Genomic DNA, 19191 nt, shown 5'->3' on the forward strand with positions numbered 1-19191 from the left:
CCAACGCAAAGTGTCGCGGGATGGAGCAGCCCGGTAGCTCGTCAGGCTCATAACCTGAAGGTCGTAGGTTCAAATCCTACTCCCGCAACCATTTGGGTCGAACGGAGCTGATGCATATGGCCCAATGCGATCAGCGGAACACTTCGCGGCGAACGGCTAATTGGAACCCTCAGCAATATCCGGCAGCTAACCTGTCAGTATGGCGATAGATCGGCGTGCGTTAAAGCGCCGACCCGGTCTCGCAGATCGGTGTTTGACCTCTTGGACTTTTGGACTGGTTTCCCTCTTTAGGCAATGTCTTACCGAAGAGGATAGAGGCCTCGTGCGATCTGAACGTTGGGAGCTCCCACGATGCCGTAGGCTGCCGGGATACCCTTGAAGAGATCACTATTCAGGAAAGCTTCCATCGAGGCTTGGTCTTTCCAGATATAGCCATTATGCTTTACGTCTTACACAGCAGGTTGAAGTTATGATGTGAATGATCCTTTCCGACTGTGACTGGAAGAAGCACAAGAAACGTCACGGATATGCGGCGCAGAATTCACTGGTTGCTGACATACCACCCCATGCCTAAATCCGACAGATGCCTTTGAACCCGCCCAGGGTAATCAGATACGATTGCATCCACGCGCAGGTCGATCATCCTGCTTATTTCTTCGTGCTCATTGACGGTCCAAACGGCGACACATAGGCTTAGCTCTTTTGCGAGGGCCACGTTTTCTGCTGTCACATCCGCATAGTATGGGCACCAAAGCGAACCACCGGCTTGCTTGACCAGAAGTGGGATTTCGTCGCAGCGACCGCGAAAGTCTGGGCAAACCGCTTTCGAGGAATCCTCGCCTACATCGTCCTCGTTTTCCGGAAGCTGCGTAAGGTAAGAAGACGGCATATCCGGAGCCTGTCGCTGGCATTCCTCTAAAAGGTTCCAGTCAAAACTGTGCAAAACCGCGCGCGAAGATAGACCTTTGGCGCGAACTTCCTGAAGAACTCGCCCAACAAAGCTCTCTCGATAATGCGCATCGTGAGCCAGGTCAGGATCCGACTTCAGTTCGAGCATCAGATACGCATCGCCGTATTTTGGTTCGGTTACCAACTCGAGCAAGTCTATCAGCCTTGGGACACGAACGCCGTCCAGTTGCGCCTGATCCGGGAAGCGTCGGCCATAGGCAGAGTGTCCGTCTAACCGTCCAATATCGAATTGCTGGATCTGCTCGAAAGTCAGAGAAGAGACTTTTGGCTCTTCTCCGGAAAGAAACAGGCCATTGGTGTCGCGAAAGTTAGATGCGTGCAGACGATGGTTGTGGGTTATGACCGGAACGTCATCGGCCGTCAGGACAACATCAAATTCAAGAAGCGGTACGCCGATGGACAGTGAGAAATCAAAGCCAATCATGCTGTTTTCAGGTAAAACGCCCCTCGCACCCCGATGGCCCACAACACGGATTAGGTTGTTACCGCCACGAAATGCTTCGACCTGCGGAAACCCCATTAGCTTTCCAGCCTTTCCCCGGTTGAATGGTCAAACAGATGCATGTGTTCGGAGGCGACCGAAAACCGCATATTCGGATGTCGGCCCTCGATCGGATGGACGCCCGGAAGGCTTATTGTGATCGCTCCGCCAATCCCCGCGAGTTGGCCGTGCAACAGAGTGTTTGCGCCCAATGGTTCTGCCATCTGAATTGCCGCTTCCAGCGGGCCGTTGTCGGCCAACAGCAGATGCTCTGGGCGGATCCCCAGTTTTAGCTCGGTATCCGGTCCTGCAGACGGACCGACCTCTATTTCACCGATCTTGATTGCCCCGTTTTCACGTCGGGCATCTAACACATTCATCGCAGGGCTGCCAATGAACTGCGCTGCAAACAGGGTTCTCGGCGTTTCGTAAACCTCGAGCGGAGTTCCAATCTGCTCTGCGATACCGCCGTTCATGACGATCATCCTGTCTGCCATCGTCATCGCTTCGACCTGATCATGGGTTACGTAAAGCGAAGTGATGCCCAACTTCTCCTGAAGTTCACGAATTTCCAGACGCATCTGAACACGCAGTTTAGCGTCCAGGTTCGACAGCGGTTCATCAAACAAGAAGACAGCGGGCTCGCGAACAATTGCCCTACCCATCGCCACCCTCTGACGTTGGCCGCCGGAAAGTTGTCTTGGTTTGCGATCCAATAAGGGTTCCAGTTGCAACAGTTTGGCGGCCTCAGTCACCTTCTGGTCGATCTGGTTCTTTGGAAGGCCGGCGATCTTAAGGCCGTAGCCCATATTCTGTCGCACAGACATATGTGGATAGAGTGCATAGTTCTGGAACACCATCGCGATGTCACGATCCATCGGCTCCTTGTCGTTGGCTCGTTCATCCCCAATTCGGATTTCACCCGCAGTCACGGTTTCAAGCCCCGCAACCATCCGCAACAGCGTGGACTTGCCGCAGCCCGAGGGGCCAACGATCACGATGAACTCACCATCCGCAATATCGATATCGATGCCATGGATGACGTCCGTCGGGCCAAAGCTCTTTTTGACGTTCTCTAGGGTTACTGTTGCCATTTCTTACTTCTCGCTATCGACAAGGCCGCGGACAAAGAGCTTTTGCATCGAAACCACCACGATGACCGGTGGGATCATCGCCAGAATGGATGTGGCCATGATGACCGGCCATTCGGCCACATCATCGCCGGAAGGGAACATCTGTTTGATACCCATCACGATGGTATTCATTTCGGGGTCGGTGGTAATCAAAAGCGGCCAGAGATATTGGTTCCATCCATAGATGAAAAGGATCACGAACAGCGCCGCGATGTTGGTCCGGCTCATGGGCACAACAATATCAATGAAGAACCGCATCGGGCGGGCACCATCGACTCGAGCCGCTTCGGCCAGTTCGTCCGGGATCGTTAGAAAGAACTGCCGGAACAGGAACGTTGCCGTGGCCGACGCAATTAGAGGGAAGATCAAACCATAATAACTGTTGAGCATACCGAACCCAGCGACAACTTCGAACGTCGGAACGATACGGACCTCAACCGGCAACATGAGCGTTAGGAAGATCAGCCAAAAGAACGTCGTCCGTCCGGGAAAGCGGAAATAGACAATCGCAAAGGCTGATAGCAGTGAAATGACGATCTTGCCCACCGCAATCCCGATGGCCATCACCAAACTGTTGAACAGCATCGTTGCAACCGGGACATTCACGCCGGAAAACAACGCGGCCTTGTAGTTTTCCCAGAACTGATCACCCGGTACCAACGGCATGGGCGGCGTAACGATTTCCGGCTGGGTTACGGTCGAAGCGACAAAGGCCAGCCAGATCGGGAAAAAGATGATCAGCACTCCGAGGATCATCATGGCATGGGTCAACCAGATCCCCATACCGCGTTTTTCGACCATTCCGTGTTGTTGGGCTGCCATCAGTAGTGCACCCTTTTTTCCACGTATTTGAATTGGATGACGGTTAGCAAGCCGACCACGATTAGCAGAATGACCGACTGTGCCGAGGACGACCCAAGATCCTGTCCTACGAACCCATCTGAGAAAACTTTGTAGACCAGAATGGTTGTCGCCTGCTGCGGCCCTCCCCCGGTGATAGTGTGGATTACGCCGAAGGTTTCAAAGAAAGCATAGACCACATTTACCACCAGCAGGAAAAACGCCGTTGGAGACAGCAACGGCAACACGATCGTAAAGAACCGGCGCCAGAATCGCGCTCCGTCTATCGCGGCAGCCTCGATCACCGACCTTGGGACCGATTGCAACGCCGCAAAGAAGAACAGGAAGTTATAGCTGATGCGCCCCCAGGCCGAGGCTACAACCACCAGTCCCATGGCCTCGGTGCCATTCAGGACGTGGTTCCAGTCATAGCCGAGTTGGCCGAGGTACCACGACACGACACCAACGCGCGTGTTGAACATGAACAGCCACAGCACACCTGCCACGGCGGGGGCAACGGCGTAGGGCCAGATCAGTAATGTCCGATAAACGCCCGACCCCTTGATCAGGCGATCCGCAATGACCGCCAGAAACAAAGCCGGTATCATTGAGCACAGCGTTACGAGCGTTGAAAACACTGCTGTTGTCACAAACGATGCGCGGTAAAACTTATCGCTCAGCAGGAACTCAAAGTTGCCGAGCCCCACGAATTGGGACGACAGCCCAAAAGGGTCAGGTATGAACAGAGATTGCCAAACAGCCTGCCCAGCCGGATAGAAAAAGAAAACAGCGGAAATGATGACCTGAGGGGCGATCAGCGCCAATGGCAAAAGCCAGCCGCGGAAGGTGACGCGTTTTTCCATCCTGATAATCCACTGAAGAAAGAAAATGCGGGCCTTTAGTAGGCCCGCATCAAATTAACACTTATTGATTGGCGGATTCGAACCGGCGCAGCAGTGCATCACCGCGCTCTTTTGCGCTGTCCATCGCTTCCTGAGCGGTTTTTTCACCGGACCAGACGGCCTCAAGCTCTTCGTCGATGATGCCGCGGATCTGGTCGAACGATCCCAGACGCAGACCTTTCGAGTTTGCGGTTGGTTCTTTCGCAGTCATCTGGATCACTGCGATATCCGTACCGGGGTTTTGCTCATAGAAACCTGCAGCGCGCGTAACATCGCCTGCGTCCGCCGTGATTGGAAGATAGCCAGTGTTCTGGTGCCACGAAGCCTGCACGCCTGACGACGACAGGAAGCTGAGGAATTCACCCACGCCCTTGTATGCTTCGGGCTCGTGACCTTCCATCACCCAAAGCGAAGCGCCACCGATAATGGTGTTCTGCGGCTCACTCACCAAGGCTTCCCAATAGGGCAGCGGGCGCACGTCGAACTTGAACTCAGCCTCGGAGCTGATACCGGCGTAACCGGCTGAGCTTTCCGTAAACAACGCGCATTCTCCAGCCCGGAAGTTTGCACCACCTTCGTTTCTACGCCCGGTGTAGATGAACTTGCCATCCTTGGCCCAGTCACCCATTGCCGTCAGATGAGCGACCTGCGCAGGACCGTTCAGCATCAGTTCAGTGTCCAGACCGGCAAAACCGTTGTCCTGCGATGCGAACGGAACGTCGTGATAGGCCGACAGGTTCTCGAGGTGAATCCAGCTCTGCCATGCGGTCACCAGCGGGCAGTCCTCGCCGCCGGCCTTCAGCTGCTCTAATACATCACCAACCTTTTCCCAGGTCGACAAATCCGTGTCCGGATCAACGCCCGCCGCTTCGAAGGCATCGCGATTGACCCACAGAACAGGCGTGGACGAGTTGAAAGGCAGAGACAGCATCTGACCGTCTGTGGTCGTATAGTATCCTTTGACAGCCCCGATATATGCATCCGGATCAAAGGATGCGCCGCTTTCTGCCATCACTTCATAAACGGGTTTGATCGCACCCTCAGCCGACATCATCGTTGCCGTGCCCACCTCGAAGACCATCAAAATGTGGGGCTGCTCACCGGCACGGAAAGCCGCAATACCTGCGTTCAGAGTTTCCGAGTAGTTACCCTTGTGGCTTTCGACCACGACGAACTCGTCCTGGCTGGCGTTGAACTCTTCAACCTGCGCTTTAACAAGCTCACCCAGTCGGCCGGTGAAGGCGTGCCAGAACTGAACTTCAGTTTGCGCCATCGCCGCCACGGGGGACAACGCAGTAGTTACGGCGAGAGCGCCGAGAAATTGCTTATTCATGATTCCTCCCATGCATCAGTGTTGATGCTTCGTTGAATACCGACCGCAACGCGTAATCGGCACACATGACGATTTCACGACGTTAACGTCACAATTTTATAATTCAAGCATTTAATTTTTGAGAAAAACATAACATCACGTTATAAACTTGCAAAGCAAACAACGAACCAGGTTCAAAGCATGAGTCAAACTTTGAGGATCCGCCAATTGGAAGCGCTCATGGCAGTTTCTACAAATGGGTCGGTCACTGCTGCAGCTACGGATCTTGGGATAAGCCAGCCTGCGGTCAGCAGACTGCTTTCTGATCTGGAAAAATCGCTTGGCTTTCAACTTTTCGATCGCCGTGAAGGTCGCTTAGTGCCTTCGCAGGAAGTGCGTTATCTGCAACCCAGCGTAGAGCGTGTTTTGGAATTGATGAAGCAGATCTCGGATGTCAGTCAGGACATAACGCAACGCAAAGCGGGACACATCCGCATCGCATGTTTGCCTGGGTTCGCCACCAGTCACCTTCCTAACGTCATCGCCACGTTTTTAGAAGATCGGCCAGGTGTAACTATGACGATCGAGCCTGACAGACCGGAACGCATTCTCGAGTGGATGATCGGTGAGCAATATGATTTCGGAATCACAGACAGCTTTAACGGGCATCCGGCCGTCGAAAGCAGAGACATCGATGTCCGTACGGTTTGCGTGTTTCCTACCGGACATGAACTGGAAAAACTCTCCGAGGTGACACCTACGGATCTTGCAAATGCCAAGATTATTCACACACGGCGCGACAGCGTTTTTTTTGGACAACTTTCAAAAGCGTTTCAAAACGCCAGCGTCAAACTGAATTCCCACATCGAAGTCAGGCAGTTCACGGCGGCTTGTGAATTGGCGGTAAAAGGTGTCGGGGTTTCCGTGGTGAGCGAGCTGGACGCCGTTCAATATGCAGACAACGGATTGAGCTACCGACCGTTCAAACCGCTCCTGTCACATACACTTTCCCTTGTGCGCCCGATTTTGAAGCAACCATCACTGGTGACGCTTGAGTTTATCGAGCAGTTTCGAGAGAGCCTGGCACCGTTCAAGGCGGATAAACTCCGTCATTGATTGCAGGGTTGCAAACGCTAATATTAGCCGCCAGCAAGCCGCTCGTTTTCTATCATAATAGATAAAACCAAATCTTGAGCGTTTGGAAAAGCCACCAAGATCGACCTCGCCTAACAGCCAAAAGCGGCGAAAAACCGAGTGGTTATGCAGTTGAGCTTGGATGATCTAGCTCCTAACCCTAGGCTACTCTAGTGCCCGCTTTGTCCACTCCTTGCACTTTACCCGACAAACTCTCGTTGCGTGTGGCACGAATGGCTGGTTTTCACGCCGCGTCGCCGAGCCAACTATGATGCGCATACAGCAAAAACTGTGTTACTTGCGCGCGCAGCGAAAAAAGTGAACTCACAGGTTGGGCTCGCTGCCATCATTCTCTGCGGTGTACTCCGACTGGAAGTAAGAGCCCAAATGGATGATGCTGCGACCGGCGCGAATGTCTGCTTTGATCATACGCTGGTGTTTCAGGTATTTGTTAGATTTCCTGCCATAGGTCGTTTTCCTGCCTGCATTGCCGAATTTTCAAGTTAACCTCGTTGGAGACCATCCAGTGAGAAAAACGAATGCCACCAATAGACCTGATTGCCCTACGCCATGAATTTCACAGAATGCCCGAACTCGGGTTTGCTGAAGAAAGCACGAAAGCACGGGTTGCAGGCATCCTAGAAGATCTCGGAATCGAGACCCATGTCGGCGCGGGTGTTGTTGGTGTCCTGAAACGTGGGACAGGCAATCGCGCCATCGGTATAAGAGCTGACATGGACGCACTGCCGATACATGAGGCAAGCAGCCATGACTATGTCTCACAGACGGCTGGTGTGATGCATGCGTGTGGGCATGACGGCCATATGACCATTCTCTTGGGCGCGGCGGCAGCCCTTGCTGAAGAGCCCGATTTCGATGGCACGGTGCTGTTCATTTTCCAACCTAACGAAGAGCACGGATTAGGCGCGCAAGCCATGATCGCCGAGGGTGTGTTGGAGCGTTTTCCAGTTGAGGAAGTCTATGCCATTCACAATCTTCCTGCCGCGCCGGTGGGGCAGATTTCAACGCGGCCCGGTCAGATCTGTTCGAGCGAAAGCCTGTTTGAGATACTGATCGAAGGACAAGGAGGTCACGCCTCCATGCCGCAGGTTGGGCGGGATGCGATTACGATCGGGGCAGAGATTGTGCAGGCCTTGCAAACTATCGTCTCGCGAAAGCTTGCTCCGGGCGCGGGTGTTGTCGTTTCGGTGACGGAATTCCTGACCGATGGTCAGCGCAATGTCCTACCTGGTGTCGCAACCCTCAAGGGGGATGTGCGCGCACGGATGCCCGAAGATCGCGAGGAGGTCGCGCGCCTTATGCGCCAGCTTGTGGACGGTATCGGAGCCGCCCACGGCGTAGAAGTATCTATGACATTCAACACAGAATTCATCGAGACGATCAATGCCCCGGAACAAACTCGCGCAGTCGTAGACGCGGCTCTCGCCTTGGGGCTGGAGACTGAAGGCAATCGCGAACCTATGAGTTTCTCGGAGGATTTCGCACATTTCTCGGCTGCTGTTCCAGGGTGCTTCTTGCTGCTCGGCAACGGGCAAGAGGGGCCGTGTGGCCAGCCCCTCCATTCGGACGATTATGATTTCAACGATGATCTGTTGCCAATTGGGGTCGCGTTTTGGGCGCAACTGGTGCGTGACCGCCTGCCGGTAGCCGGAAACGGATGCGATTAACCATGTTCGATTCCCGTATGAATACGCTTCGCGTTGAAATGGGCAAAAAAGGTCTTGATGTCGCTTTCATCACCGATGACGACAATGTCTATTACCTGACAGGGTACTACGACTATTTGCATATGGAATTTGGCCGCCCGACCATACTGGTGGTGCCGCGCGACGGCTCCAGCCTGTTGATCACACCCACGATTGACCTCAACACGGCTCAATCTGCGGCGCGTGTAGACAGGATTGCGGCCTGGAATGACGGAATGGGGGCGGAATGGCGCGCTGAATTGCCTGCCGCCGTCAAAGGTGCCAGGCGAATTGGAATAGAGTGCAATCACATGCCAGCCCTTGTGCGCGCATATGTTGATGAACTGGTTGGTGCGCAAAATCTCACCTCGATCACACCGATCCTGTCCGAGATGCGGATGATCAAATCCGACCGAGAACTACTGCTTGCCCGCCATGCAGGTCAGGTCGCAAACGCCATGATGAACGCCGGTCGCGCTGCCATCGGGGATGGTGTGCCGGAATACGAAGTAGCCCTTGCCACATCGCAAGCAGGAACGCGCAAAGCGGCAGAACTTCTGAGCGCCTATTACGATGACGCCGATATGTCACCGAATACGCACTTCCTGCAAATCATGGCTTCAGGTGAGGCAATCACAAAGACCCATCACCGCGCCACCACACGTATCATGCGGCGCGGCGAGCCGGTGTTCCTCTGTTTCTGCGGCATGACCAATTTTCACCGCTTCAAGCTGGGCTTTGACCGAACCTTTTGGATTGGCGAGATTAATGACCCGTCTCAGGCCGCGGTCTATGAGGTCGCACTGGCCAGTCAGCAAGCTGCGCTTAATGCGTTGCGCCCCGGTGTGACAGCAGAAAGCGTTCACGCTGCATATGCAGAAGTTATTCAAGGTGCAGGATACGAGTATCCTTTTCGTTGTGGCCGTGCGACAGGTTTCAGTTTTCTGGAAGCTCCACAATTGGTCACCGGCGACACAACAATACTCCAACCAGGCATGGTTTTTGCAGTGGATGGATCTGTGTCAGTAGATACCTTCCGTGCCCAGATCGGTGACAGCTTTATCATAACGCAAGACGGCCATGAGCCAGTGACCAATCATCCAAAGACAATTGATCAACTCATCTTGTGATCTGTCTTGAATAGCCAGCCCAATTTTAGTGACGCTTCTCTTTGATCGAAAGTGGCTATTGGTTCTGATGCGGCGAAAGTTTACTTTGTCCACTAAGCCGTTATTGGCGCCTTTTTTGGGGAGCCTGTTCCGCCAACTTTGATGTAGGCAGGGCAGGGATGTGATGTCCGCGAAGCCGAAGTTTAGTGATGAAATACGGGTGTCGCAATGCGACGCAGACTTGCGCCAACGCATTGCAGCGGACTCATTTGTAGAACATAATGTTGTGTCTGCCGAAGTTCTCCAAATTGATGTGAATCAGACGGTTCCTGAACTGTCGTACTTCGCAGAGGCAGACTAAGCTTCCAGAAAGGAGCGGGCCTCGAAAGCTACCATTCAAATGAGTAACTCCAATGCCCGCTTCGTCCCGCATAGCAGAAATTTAGTGACGAGTTGTGTATGTTGGGTTCGCGCCTATATCTGACATTTCAATTGCGTTCCGCAACCAGCGTCGCAGAACCGCCCGTAGTACCAACGCTGCGGGCGTTCTGATTTGTACCAAGAGCCAATAAACACTAACCAATTATGTGGTGATGTTTGTCTAAGATTCTGGTTCGGAACGATTGATCATAAAGACCAGTCAATCCCCTAAGACACCAGTTTGAATCCGCAATCTTACCCCTGAACGACCGATTGCCGCTGCACACCTAACCCTTCAATACCCAGCTCCATCTGGTCGTTGGGTTTGAGATAAACCTGCGGATTCTGACCCATGCCAACACCCGGAGGGGTCCCGGTCGAGATTACGTCTCCCGGTTGCAACGACATGAATTGTGACAAGTGAGAAACCACTGTCGCCACACTAAAGTGCATGGTTCTGGTCGATCCATCCTGATAACGCCGACCATTCACGTCCAAATACATAGACAAATTCTGAGGATCCGGAACCTCATCCCGTGTCACCAGCCAGGGGCCGATTGGGCCGAATGTGTCTGCGGATTTGCCTTTGACCCACTGGCCAGAGCGATGCAGCTGAAAGTCGCGCTCCGACAAATCGTTCACCACACAATAACCGGCCACGTGATCCAGTGCCTCGGCCTCGGATACGTATTTGGTGGGCTTTCCGATCACCACACCCAGTTCGACCTCCCAATCCGTTTTGACCGAACCACGCGGGATTTCTACCGTATCGTAGGGCCCCATAATGGCAGAGGTGGCTTTGAAAAAGATCACTGGTTCTGCGGGCAATTCCATTCCGCTTTCGGCGGCGTGATCTGCATAGTTCAGCCCGATGCAGATGAACTTGCCAACGTGCCCCACGCAGGCACCGATGCGCGGATTGCCTTCGACAATCGGCAACGAGGACGGGTCGAGTGCGCGGAGACGTGCTATACCTTCATCGCCCAAGACATCGCCGGCTATATCGTCCACAACGCCCGTAAGATCACGGATAGCGCCGTTGTTGTCCAGAACTCCGGGTTTCTCTGCGCCGACCGGCCCATAGCGTAAAAGCTTCATGTCTCGCTCCTCTATTGATCAGGTGGTCCAGCCGCCATCGATGGCAAAGGGCTGGCCTGTGGTGTAGGCGCTGGCGTCGCTTGCAAGATACAACGCAAGTTCCGCCACTTCCTCGGCCGTACCGATCCGCCCCATAGGTTGACGTGCGATAAAGTCAGTCATTGCCTTGTTGTAGTCACCCGTCGCACGCAGGCGGTCATGTAGGCTCGGACTGTCGACTGTTCCCGGGCAGATCGCGTTGCAACGGATGCCTTGAGTCACGAAATCGGCTGCAACCGATTTGGTCAGGCCGATCACTGCCGCCTTGGACGCGCAATAGGCAAATCGGTTCGGAACGCCGGTCAAAGATGACGCAACTGATGACATGTTGATGATGGAACCGCCTCCGTTCTCGATCATCGCAGGCAGTATCAGGCGGATGAGCCGGTACATCGCCTTTACATTCAGGTCGAAGCTGAAATCCCAGTCTTTGTCGGAGCATTCCAGAATCGATCCGGCCGCGACGAAACCAGCGCAGTTAAAGAGCACGTCCAAAGGTGGCAGAGCTGACGTCGCGGCTTGAACTGCATCGGCATCCGTCACATCCAGTTTCAGGGTCTCAATCCCGTTGATGAGCGCCAACTCAGCCAGCGAAGCGTCATTGATATCACTGGCAATTACGCGCGCGCCCTCAGCAGCAAAAAGCTCGGCCGAAGCGCGCCCGATCCCCTGACCGGCGGCTGTTATCAGGACGGTCTTACCGGGCAGGCGGTTGGAAGGGGAATGGGAAGCCATCGTCTCTCTCACACTTGTTCTGGTAGCAGTTCAGTGGGGATATCCTGATAGCAGACAGGCCTCAGGAAGCGCCGGATCGACAGGGTCCCGACCGAGGTTGCGCCAAAATTCGTCGATGCCGGATAGGGGCCGCCATGCACCATGCTATCGCAAACCTCGACGCCGGTTGGGAAGCTGTTGGCCAGAAGACGGCCGGCCTTGCGCTCCAGCAACGGCAGCAAGGCTTGTGCAGCCGGCTTGTCACCTTCATCCAGATGCAGCGTGCAGGTTAACTGGCCTTCAATGGCCCGTGCGATTTGTTGCATCTGCTCTGTGTCGCGTGCACGTACGACGATGCCGAGCGGACCAAACACCTCTTCCTGAAGTTTGTGGTCGGCCAGCCAGTCGTCTCCGGAAACGGTGAACAGATAGGGGGCCGCATCACGCGTCGCACAGCCTGTTCCCATGATTTGCGTCACACCGGTGCCTGAAGCCACGCGCGCCACACCGTCACGATAGGCACTCGCGATCCCATCGGTCAGCATGGTCTGCTCCGCTACTGCAGACAATCCCACTTCAGCGGCTGCTTGGAACACATCCGTGTCCGGCCCGTCGATGATGACCGCTATGCCCGGATTGGTGCAGAACTGGCCCACGCCCATGGTCAGCGAGCCGGACCAGCCTGTACCGATCTCGGCTCCGCGTGCCGATGCGGCCTGCGGCAGGATAAACATCGGGTTGACCGAGCCCAGCTCGCCAAAGAATGGAATGGGTTCGTCGCGTTGTGCGCACAGGTCAAACAAGGCGCGGCCGGCGCGCAGCGAACCGGTAAACCCAACGGCTCGGATCATGGGGTGATTTGCTAAGGCTGTGCCGACCTCTATCCCGTCGCTTTGGATTAATGAAAACACGCCGGGATGGGTGTGCGTGGATTTAATCGCAGCATCGATGGCCTGTGCCACGATTTCGCCGGTGCCGGGATGCGCTGGATGGCCCTTGACCACCACCGGACAGCCGGCAGCCAGCGCCGCAGCAGTGTCCCCGCCCGCGACCGAGAAAGCCAACGGGAAATTCGAGGCCCCAAATACCGCCACTGGCCCCAGCGGGCGCTGGATCATATGCAAATCCGGGCGTGGCAACGGCGCGCGGTCGGGCAGGGCAGGGTCTCGGCGCAGGTCCAGGTAATCACCGTTCTCAATGTGATCGGCGAACAGGCGCAGCTGGCCAACGGTGCGGCCACGTTCACCCTGCAAGCGCGCCTCGGGCAGGCCGGTTTCCTGGGTTCCGATCTGGGTTATCGCATCGCCACGCGTATCAATCTCATCGGCGATCTTACGCAGCAGCGCTGCGCGCTCGGCGCGGGTGGACCAGCCGAAGCTAGCGAAGGCTTCTTCTGCCGCCTCAACAGCAGCATCCACCTGCGCGGGTGTACCCACAGGAAAGGTATGACTTGGGCCATGTGCGGGCTCCGAGGTAAAACTCGCGTCCGAGCCAACCCATTCGCCAGCAATCAGGTGTTTTCCGTTCAGCATGTTCATAGCTTTCTTACAGCAGGCCGCGTTGGGCGAGGTTGCGCATCAGGTGTGAAACTCCGAACGTCCATTCCGGACACTCGGTCGACAGGCGCACGGTGTTGGTCAGCGCACCCAGCTTGTCGTTTGAAATCGTGACGATATCACCCAGCTTATGAGTGAACCCGCCCCCCGGAGTATCGCGATCTTGTGTCGGAGCAAAGAGCGTTCCGAGAAACAGCATGAACCCGTCCGGGTATTGGTGATGTCTTCCGATCGTTTGCTGCACCAGATCTGCCGGATCGCGGCTGATCTGGGACATTGAGGAACTACCGTTCAGAACAAACCCGTCCGGGCCGGCCACGGTCAACGTCAGTTCGGCCTGACGCACATCATCAAGCGTGAAACTGTCATCGAACAACCGGATCATCGGCCCAATCGCACATGAGGCATTGTTGTCTTTGGCCTTGCTCAGCAACAGGGCCGAGCGCCCCTCGACATCGCGCAGGTTCACGTCGTTGCCAAGCGTTGCACCCTTGATCTTTCCCTGCGAATTCACGGCCAACACAATTTCGGGTTCGGGATTGTTCCAGGTCGAGATCGGATGCAGCCCGATTTCAGCACCAAAGCCGACCGAAGACAGAGTCTGCGCCTTGGAAAAGACTTCGGCATCCGGACCGATGCCAACTTCAAGATACTGGCTCCACAAGCCTTCCTCGATCAGCGCTTCTTTGACTTTGGCGGCCTCTGCCGAGCCGGGGGTGATATTCGACAGGCTGTCCCCGATCCGCGCGCCGATACGCGACCGGATGGCATCGGCTTGACCCGGATCACCGGCGGCTTGTTCCTCGATCACCCGTTCAACCATCGAACCCGCGAAAGTAACCCCACAGGCCTTGACCGCCTGCAGATCGCACGGGGCGAGCCATTGGTGACTCGCACCCAGAGGGCCCAAAACCTCACCCGATGCGGTGCGCGTATAAGCAGCCGCGTCATCACGTTCGAGAATATCCCGGACGGTTGGCGCCGTTTTCGCGGTGATGTCGATCAATTGCCCGCCGCGCAGTGTCACGACACAAGGGCCGATTCCGGGGCGTTCAACACGCCCAAGCCACAGCCCGTCAGAATCCAGATTTGGAAAGGTCATTTCAGTCCCTGAGGTTATAGGCCTGGGCGGCGTTCCCACCCAACACTGCATTGCGTTCGGTATTGCTCAGCGCGCTCAGCAGCGCATCCGTCGTTTCCAGCCAGCGTTGATAGCTGCTGGCCAGTGTGCAGACCGGCCAATCGCTGCCCCAGATCAACCGTGACGGGCCAAACGTGTCCAGCAGTTGATCCACATAGGGGCGCAGGTCGTCAATTGTCCAATCCGGTTCGGCTTCGGTGACCAGGCCCGACAGCTTGCACCAGGCATCCGTGTCGCGGGCAAGTGCGGCCATATCCTCGGCCCAGCCAGAAATCATCTTGTCCCGGATCAATGGCTTCGATCCGTGGTCAATTACGACACGCATCTGCGGATGGCGTGCCAGAAGCTGCCGCAACGGACCAAGATGTTGAGGCAGGGTCAGGGCGTCAAAGGTCAGATCATGGCCCTGCAGGACCTCAAACGCCGGGGTCAGAGCGTCCTTCATCATCCAGTCTGGATCAGGGATGTCTTGAATCATTGGCCGCAAACCAACCAGAGCAGGGTGCGTGGACAGGTTTTCGATCTGCGCGGGCGCATCAGCGGCTTCGAAATCGACCCATCCGACGACACCTTTGATGAACGATGTCTGATCGGCCAGGGACAGCATGTATTCCGTCTCGGACACCGTCGGCGCAGCCTGGACCAACACGGTGCCTTCGATACCTGCCGCAGCAAGCAAGGGCTGTAGATCCTCAGGCGTGAAATCCCGGTAAATCGCGCTCAACTCTGGCGTCAGCCAGCCATAGTCGCCTCGGGTCAGTGCCCAGAAATGCTGATGCGCATCGATCCTCATCCGATGACACCTTTTTTGAGGATAATATTGCCGTAGAGCCTGCGTTCTCCGGTCTGCACAATGGCGAAGGCGCTGGCGGCGCGATCGTAGAAAGCAAACCTCTCCAACCCCTGGATTCGGGCGGGCTTGTCCGCTGTCTGGTCGATGATGTTCTGAAAATCTGCTACGGCTGCGGGCACTGCCTCCGGATCATCAACCACCTGCATCGTCAGCGCCGGATCAGGCACGAACGTATCCAGTGGCATGACGGAAAGCACCGCCTGTAGCATCTCGCTGGCCGAGGACCCATCGGCGCGGATGCACTCTGGCCCAATGCTCGTGCCCGGGAAATTTGCGTCTGCAATCACGATCTCGTCGCCATGACCCATGGCCCTGAGGGCATAAAGCAGCTCTGGCGACAGGATCGGGTTGATGTCACGCAGCATTGGCGGCCTCTTTTGGCAATGGCGCGTTGGGGCGGATCAAACCTTCGGTGCGCAGATCGGACCAAAGTGCTGCTGGGATGTCACGATTCAGTAGCGCGACATTGGCCTGCACTTCAGCAGCGCTCACGGCCCCGGGGAGCACGGTTTTGACGCAAGGATGGCCCAAAACGAACTGTAGTGCGGCGGCAATCAGGGGGGTGTCATGCGCGGCGCAGACCGCTTCGATTTTGCGCACCCGGTCCAGAATATCCTCGGGGGCATCGGCGTAATTGTATTTGGCCCCCGGAACGGCACCAGTGGCCAGAATGCCGGAATTGTAGGGCCCGCCCAGAATGATCCCCACATCCCGTTTCTCACAAAGCGGCAGGAAGCTGTCCAATGCCTCTTGTTCCAGCAGCGTATAGCGACCCGCTAGCAGGAAGCCGTCGAAGTCACCAAGTCCCAGCAGTTTCTCGCAGACCTGCCACTCGTTCACTCCGGCACCGATGGCCGCAATCTCACCGGCATGGCGCAGCTCGGCCAGAGCCTTGTAACCGCCGCCATCGAACAGTTCACGCACCTTGACGTCCGACATTTCCTGACTGCCCTGGCTAAAGACGCACACATCATGAACCAACAGGATATCGGCATTGGCGACGCCGATCCGCTCGCGACTGGCCTCATATGACCGCATGACGCCGTCGTAGGTGTAATCAAATACGATGCGTTTCTGCGGTACGTCGACAAAAGCTTCGGGGGTCACCTCATGCGGTTCGCAATCCAGCAAAAGACGACCGATCTTGGTCGACAGCTGGATGTTCTCGCGGCCAAAGCGGGTGATCGCCTCGCCGAACCGGTGCTCCGACCGGCCAAGCCCGTATTGCGGCGCGGTGTCGAAAAACCGGATGCCTGCGTCAAAAGCAGCCTGCAATGCCGCCTGCGCGTCTTCTTCGGTAACTTTGCGATACAGGTTCCCCAACGGCGCTCCGCCAAATCCCATCCGCGTCAGGGGAACGGGTCGTGCGGTACGGCTATTAAGCAATTCTGTCTGTGAAACGGTCATCCTGCCTCGCTGTTCGGCTGTTGGGTGGGTTTGAACAGATGTGGTTGCTGTTGTTCCAGCTGTTCGATGCGCGGCATCAACTGACCCAGATGAGAGCGCATCGCATCCTGCGCGCCCTGTTCGTCGCGGGCAGAGATCGCGTCGAAGATTGCCCGATGCTCTGCCAGCGTTTCAGCGATCCGCCCCGGTGTCGGCAGCAACAGCATCCGGGCCCGGCTGACCTGCAGCGAGACGGTTTGGGCCACATCTGCGAGGCGGCGAAAACCGGTGAATTCCATCAGCAGAGCGTGGAACTCTTCATCAGCCTGATAGAAGCCGGGAATGTCGTCATCCTCGATCAACAGTTCTTGCAGGCGCATGTTGCGGCTCAGCCGCTTGCGCTGATCATCCGTCAGATCGCGCGCCACCTTGGCAACCGTTGCAAGTTCCAGCGCTTCGCGCAGAAAAACACCCTCGCGGATTTCTTCCATCGAGAAATAGGACACACGCGTGCCCGATTGCGGCACCACATCCACCAGCCCTTCTGAGGCAAGGCGGGCAATCGCATCTGCGACAGGGGCGCGTGAGACACCGAGGCGTTCGCACACAGGCGCCTTACGCAGATTCGCGCCGGGCGGAAAATCCAGCGCCAGGATCGCCTGTTTCAGGGACTGATGCACCCGCTGGGTCAATGACCCTTCGGTTGTCGTGATCTCGGGCAGCAAAGCAGCATCAATATCTTGGAGTTTGGTCATATCTCGTGATTTAGCATTCTAACATGTTAGTTGACAAGAGGTGAAGTTCACCTTAGCAACATGAGTCAAGCAAGCGAGGGAGTGATGCAAGCACAAGGCGGCACAAATATACTTGAAGGCGCAGTACGCGACGTTGTGAAGCTTAACCCACATGACAACGTCGTCATTGCGCTGCGTGATCTGCAGGCAGGTGAGCACCCCGCGTCTGTGCCTGTTCCCCTGATCGCGCCTGTTGCACGGGGCCACAAGATTGCCGTCACACCCATTCAGCCCGGTGAGAATATCATCCGCTATGGTCAGATTATCGGTCAGGCCAAAACCGGGATTGCCCCCGGCGAGCATGTGCATGTGCAAAACCTTGGCATGGGCGCGCATCAGCAGGATTATGCACACGCAAGCGCAAACGCTCCGCTACCAGCTATTGCTGAGGCGCGGACATTCGCGGGCTATCACCGTGCCGACGGCAAAGTGGGAACACGGAATTACATCGGAATTCTGACCACCGTGAATTGTTCGGGTTCCGTGGCACGTTTCATTGCCGAAGCGGCTGAGAAATCGGGGCTTTTGGACGACTTTCCAAATGTCGATGGCGTGGTCCCGATCGTGCATGGCACTGGCTGTGGGATGTCGGGGAAGGACGAGGGTTACGCCACCCTGTTCCGCACTCTGGCCGGGTATGCTCAACATCCGAATTTCGGCGGCATCCTTCTGATCGGATTGGGCTGTGAGGTGATGCAGGTGGCCGATCTGGTTGGTGGTCGCCCAATTCGTCCTGATGGCGTATTGCGCTATATGACCATTCAGAATGAGGGTGGAACACGCCGTACAATCGAGCGTGGGCTCGAAGAGTTGCGGGGCATTGCTGAACTTGCGGATCAGGCCGAGCGCGCCCCGGCACCGGTGAGCGCCATTACCGTGGGTATGCAGTGCGGTGGTTCCGATGGGTATTCGGGGATCACGGCAAACCCCGCGTTGGGATATGCCTCGGATCTGCTGGTGCGTCACGGCGGTACGACGATCCTGTCGGAAACCTCGGAAATCTACGGGGCTGAACATCTTCTGACCCGGCGGGCCGAAACCGTCGAGGTTGGAGAGAAGTTGATCGAACGCATCCATTGGTGGGAAGATTACACAGCCCGCAACGGCGGTGAGATGGACAACAACCCCAGCCCCGGTAACAAACGCGGCGGGCTGACCACCATTCTGGAGAAATCGTTGGGCGCTGTCGCCAAGGGTGGCACCGCGCCGCTGCGCGATGTCTACAAGTTTGGTGAGAAGGTCGACAAGCACGGGTTTGTTTTCATGGACAGTCCTGGCTTTGATCCGTGCTCGGTTACCGGACAGGTGGCCTCGGGCGCGAACCTGGTTGTGTTTACCACCGGGCGCGGCTCGGTCTCGGGCTATCAGCCCACGCCTTGTATCAAGTTATCCACCAACTCGGAAATGTATGCCCGCATGGCAGACGACATGGACCTGAACTGCGGCGACATCGTTACCGACGGCGTCAGTATCGAGGCGAAGGGCGAAGAGCTGTTCGAGATGCTCATCCGTGTCGCCTCGGGCGAGAAAACCAAAAGTGAGGAACTTGGCTTTGGGGGCGTTGAGTTCGTGCCCTGGCAAATCGGCGCGGTGATGTAATCGCG

At 56.1% G+C, this 19191-nt stretch carries 17 protein-coding genes and 1 tRNA gene; 5 read left to right on the top strand and 13 right to left on the bottom strand.

Annotation, left to right across the window (positions count from 1 at the left end; all coding sequences use genetic code 11):
* Positions 1-14 precede the first annotated feature (14 nt).
* Positions 15-91: transfer RNA gene (locus tag ACR0AZ_RS07350), tRNA-Met, on the top strand.
* 450 nt (positions 92-541) lie between these two features.
* On the opposite strand, the gene ACR0AZ_RS07355 is transcribed toward ACR0AZ_RS07350, so the two are convergent.
* From ACR0AZ_RS07355 to ugpB, 5 genes are all read right to left on the bottom strand, one after another.
* Positions 542-1489, bottom strand: coding sequence for a glycerophosphodiester phosphodiesterase family protein (locus ACR0AZ_RS07355; RefSeq protein WP_480471226.1), 948 nt, complete (start codon positions 1487-1489; stop codon positions 542-544).
* Positions 1489-2544, bottom strand: a complete 1056-nt coding sequence (gene ugpC / locus ACR0AZ_RS07360) for a sn-glycerol-3-phosphate ABC transporter ATP-binding protein UgpC (RefSeq protein ID WP_480471225.1) — start codon at positions 2542-2544, stop codon at positions 1489-1491. Before ugpC ends, ACR0AZ_RS07355 begins: the two co-directional genes overlap by 1 nt.
* A 3-nt stretch (positions 2545-2547) precedes the next feature.
* Positions 2548-3384, bottom strand: a complete 837-nt coding sequence (gene ugpE / locus ACR0AZ_RS07365; protein ID WP_170395270.1) for a sn-glycerol-3-phosphate ABC transporter permease UgpE — start codon at positions 3382-3384, stop codon at positions 2548-2550.
* A gap of 20 nt (positions 3385-3404) precedes the next feature.
* Positions 3405-4286, bottom strand: a complete 882-nt coding sequence (ugpA, locus tag ACR0AZ_RS07370; protein WP_155150415.1) for a sn-glycerol-3-phosphate ABC transporter permease UgpA — start codon at positions 4284-4286, stop codon at positions 3405-3407.
* A gap of 61 nt (positions 4287-4347) precedes the next feature.
* Positions 4348-5658: a sn-glycerol-3-phosphate ABC transporter substrate-binding protein UgpB gene (ugpB, locus tag ACR0AZ_RS07375; RefSeq protein WP_480667145.1), complete on the bottom strand. Its 1311-nt coding sequence runs from the start codon at positions 5656-5658 to the stop codon at positions 4348-4350.
* Positions 5659-5838: 180 nt separating this feature from the next.
* Between ugpB and ACR0AZ_RS07380 the strand changes: the two genes are divergently transcribed.
* From ACR0AZ_RS07380 to ACR0AZ_RS07390, 3 genes are all read left to right on the top strand, one after another.
* The gene (locus ACR0AZ_RS07380) at positions 5839-6753 is read left to right on the top strand and encodes a LysR substrate-binding domain-containing protein (protein ID WP_480471222.1); all 915 of its coding nucleotides are present in this window, start codon (positions 5839-5841) and stop codon (positions 6751-6753) included.
* 557 nt (positions 6754-7310) lie between these two features.
* Positions 7311-8459, top strand: a complete 1149-nt coding sequence (locus tag ACR0AZ_RS07385) for an amidohydrolase (RefSeq protein ID WP_480667146.1) — start codon at positions 7311-7313, stop codon at positions 8457-8459.
* A gap of 2 nt (positions 8460-8461) precedes the next feature.
* The gene (locus ACR0AZ_RS07390; protein WP_480667147.1) at positions 8462-9607 is read left to right on the top strand and encodes a M24 family metallopeptidase; all 1146 of its coding nucleotides are present in this window, start codon (positions 8462-8464) and stop codon (positions 9605-9607) included.
* A gap of 654 nt (positions 9608-10261) precedes the next feature.
* On the opposite strand, the gene ACR0AZ_RS07395 is transcribed toward ACR0AZ_RS07390, so the two are convergent.
* Genes ACR0AZ_RS07395 through ACR0AZ_RS07430 form a run of 8 tightly spaced genes read right to left on the bottom strand, consistent with a single transcriptional unit; the run spans position 10262 to position 17548 of the window.
* Complete coding sequence (locus tag ACR0AZ_RS07395; protein ID WP_480667148.1) at positions 10262-11104, bottom strand: fumarylacetoacetate hydrolase family protein; 843 nt, start codon at positions 11102-11104, stop codon at positions 10262-10264.
* Positions 11105-11122: 18 nt separating this feature from the next.
* Positions 11123-11878 carry an SDR family oxidoreductase gene (locus ACR0AZ_RS07400; protein WP_480471218.1) on the bottom strand — a complete coding sequence of 252 codons (756 nt, stop codon included), beginning with the start codon at positions 11876-11878 and terminating at the stop codon, positions 11123-11125.
* Between the two features lie 8 nt (positions 11879-11886).
* Positions 11887-13389, bottom strand: coding sequence for an aldehyde dehydrogenase (NADP(+)) (locus ACR0AZ_RS07405; protein WP_480471217.1), 1503 nt, complete (start codon positions 13387-13389; stop codon positions 11887-11889).
* Positions 13390-13402: 13 nt separating this feature from the next.
* Positions 13403-14515, bottom strand: coding sequence for a fumarylacetoacetate hydrolase family protein (locus ACR0AZ_RS07410; protein WP_480471216.1), 1113 nt, complete (start codon positions 14513-14515; stop codon positions 13403-13405).
* 1 nt (position 14516) lies between these two features.
* Entirely contained in the window at positions 14517-15347 is an 831-nt protein-coding gene (locus ACR0AZ_RS07415) for an amidohydrolase family protein (RefSeq protein WP_480667149.1), read from the bottom strand.
* Entirely contained in the window at positions 15344-15772 is a 429-nt protein-coding gene (locus tag ACR0AZ_RS07420; RefSeq protein WP_480667150.1) for an RbsD/FucU family protein, read from the bottom strand. Before ACR0AZ_RS07420 ends, ACR0AZ_RS07415 begins: the two co-directional genes overlap by 4 nt.
* Positions 15762-16814, bottom strand: a complete 1053-nt coding sequence (locus tag ACR0AZ_RS07425; RefSeq protein ID WP_480667151.1) for an aldo/keto reductase — start codon at positions 16812-16814, stop codon at positions 15762-15764. Before ACR0AZ_RS07425 ends, ACR0AZ_RS07420 begins: the two co-directional genes overlap by 11 nt.
* Entirely contained in the window at positions 16811-17548 is a 738-nt protein-coding gene (locus ACR0AZ_RS07430) for a GntR family transcriptional regulator (protein WP_480471212.1), read from the bottom strand. Before ACR0AZ_RS07430 ends, ACR0AZ_RS07425 begins: the two co-directional genes overlap by 4 nt.
* A gap of 84 nt (positions 17549-17632) precedes the next feature.
* On the opposite strand from ACR0AZ_RS07430, the gene ACR0AZ_RS07435 reads away from it, so the two are divergent.
* Entirely contained in the window at positions 17633-19186 is a 1554-nt protein-coding gene (locus ACR0AZ_RS07435) for a UxaA family hydrolase (RefSeq protein ID WP_480667314.1), read from the top strand.
* Positions 19187-19191 lie beyond the last annotated feature (5 nt).

It is taken from the genome of Ruegeria sp. BE3, from assembly GCF_056538865.1.

Bases quoted from the DNA above. Each gene is read 5' to 3' on its own strand.
- ACR0AZ_RS07355 (WP_480471226.1), bottom strand. From the start codon at position 1,489: ATGGGGTTTCCGCAGGTCGAAGCATTTCGTGGCGGTAACAACCTAATC.
- ugpC (WP_480471225.1), bottom strand. From the start codon at position 2,544: ATGGCAACAGTAACCCTAGAGAACGTCAAAAAGAGCTTTGGCCCGACG.
- ugpE (WP_170395270.1), bottom strand. From the start codon at position 3,384: ATGGTCGAAAAACGCGGTATGGGGATCTGGTTGACCCATGCCATGATG.
- ugpA (WP_155150415.1), bottom strand. From the start codon at position 4,286: ATGGAAAAACGCGTCACCTTCCGCGGCTGGCTTTTGCCATTGGCGCTG.
- ugpB (WP_480667145.1), bottom strand. From the start codon at position 5,658: ATGAATAAGCAATTTCTCGGCGCTCTCGCCGTAACTACTGCGTTGTCC.
- ACR0AZ_RS07380 (WP_480471222.1), top strand. From the start codon at position 5,839: ATGAGTCAAACTTTGAGGATCCGCCAATTGGAAGCGCTCATGGCAGTT.
- ACR0AZ_RS07385 (WP_480667146.1), top strand. From the start codon at position 7,311: ATGCCACCAATAGACCTGATTGCCCTACGCCATGAATTTCACAGAATG.
- ACR0AZ_RS07390 (WP_480667147.1), top strand. From the start codon at position 8,462: ATGTTCGATTCCCGTATGAATACGCTTCGCGTTGAAATGGGCAAAAAA.
- ACR0AZ_RS07395 (WP_480667148.1), bottom strand. From the start codon at position 11,104: ATGAAGCTTTTACGCTATGGGCCGGTCGGCGCAGAGAAACCCGGAGTT.
- ACR0AZ_RS07400 (WP_480471218.1), bottom strand. From the start codon at position 11,878: ATGGCTTCCCATTCCCCTTCCAACCGCCTGCCCGGTAAGACCGTCCTG.
- ACR0AZ_RS07405 (WP_480471217.1), bottom strand. From the start codon at position 13,389: ATGCTGAACGGAAAACACCTGATTGCTGGCGAATGGGTTGGCTCGGAC.
- ACR0AZ_RS07410 (WP_480471216.1), bottom strand. From the start codon at position 14,515: ATGACCTTTCCAAATCTGGATTCTGACGGGCTGTGGCTTGGGCGTGTT.
- ACR0AZ_RS07415 (WP_480667149.1), bottom strand. From the start codon at position 15,347: ATGAGGATCGATGCGCATCAGCATTTCTGGGCACTGACCCGAGGCGAC.
- ACR0AZ_RS07420 (WP_480667150.1), bottom strand. From the start codon at position 15,772: ATGCTGCGTGACATCAACCCGATCCTGTCGCCAGAGCTGCTTTATGCC.
- ACR0AZ_RS07425 (WP_480667151.1), bottom strand. From the start codon at position 16,814: ATGACCGTTTCACAGACAGAATTGCTTAATAGCCGTACCGCACGACCC.
- ACR0AZ_RS07430 (WP_480471212.1), bottom strand. From the start codon at position 17,548: ATGACCAAACTCCAAGATATTGATGCTGCTTTGCTGCCCGAGATCACG.
- ACR0AZ_RS07435 (WP_480667314.1), top strand. From the start codon at position 17,633: ATGCAAGCACAAGGCGGCACAAATATACTTGAAGGCGCAGTACGCGAC.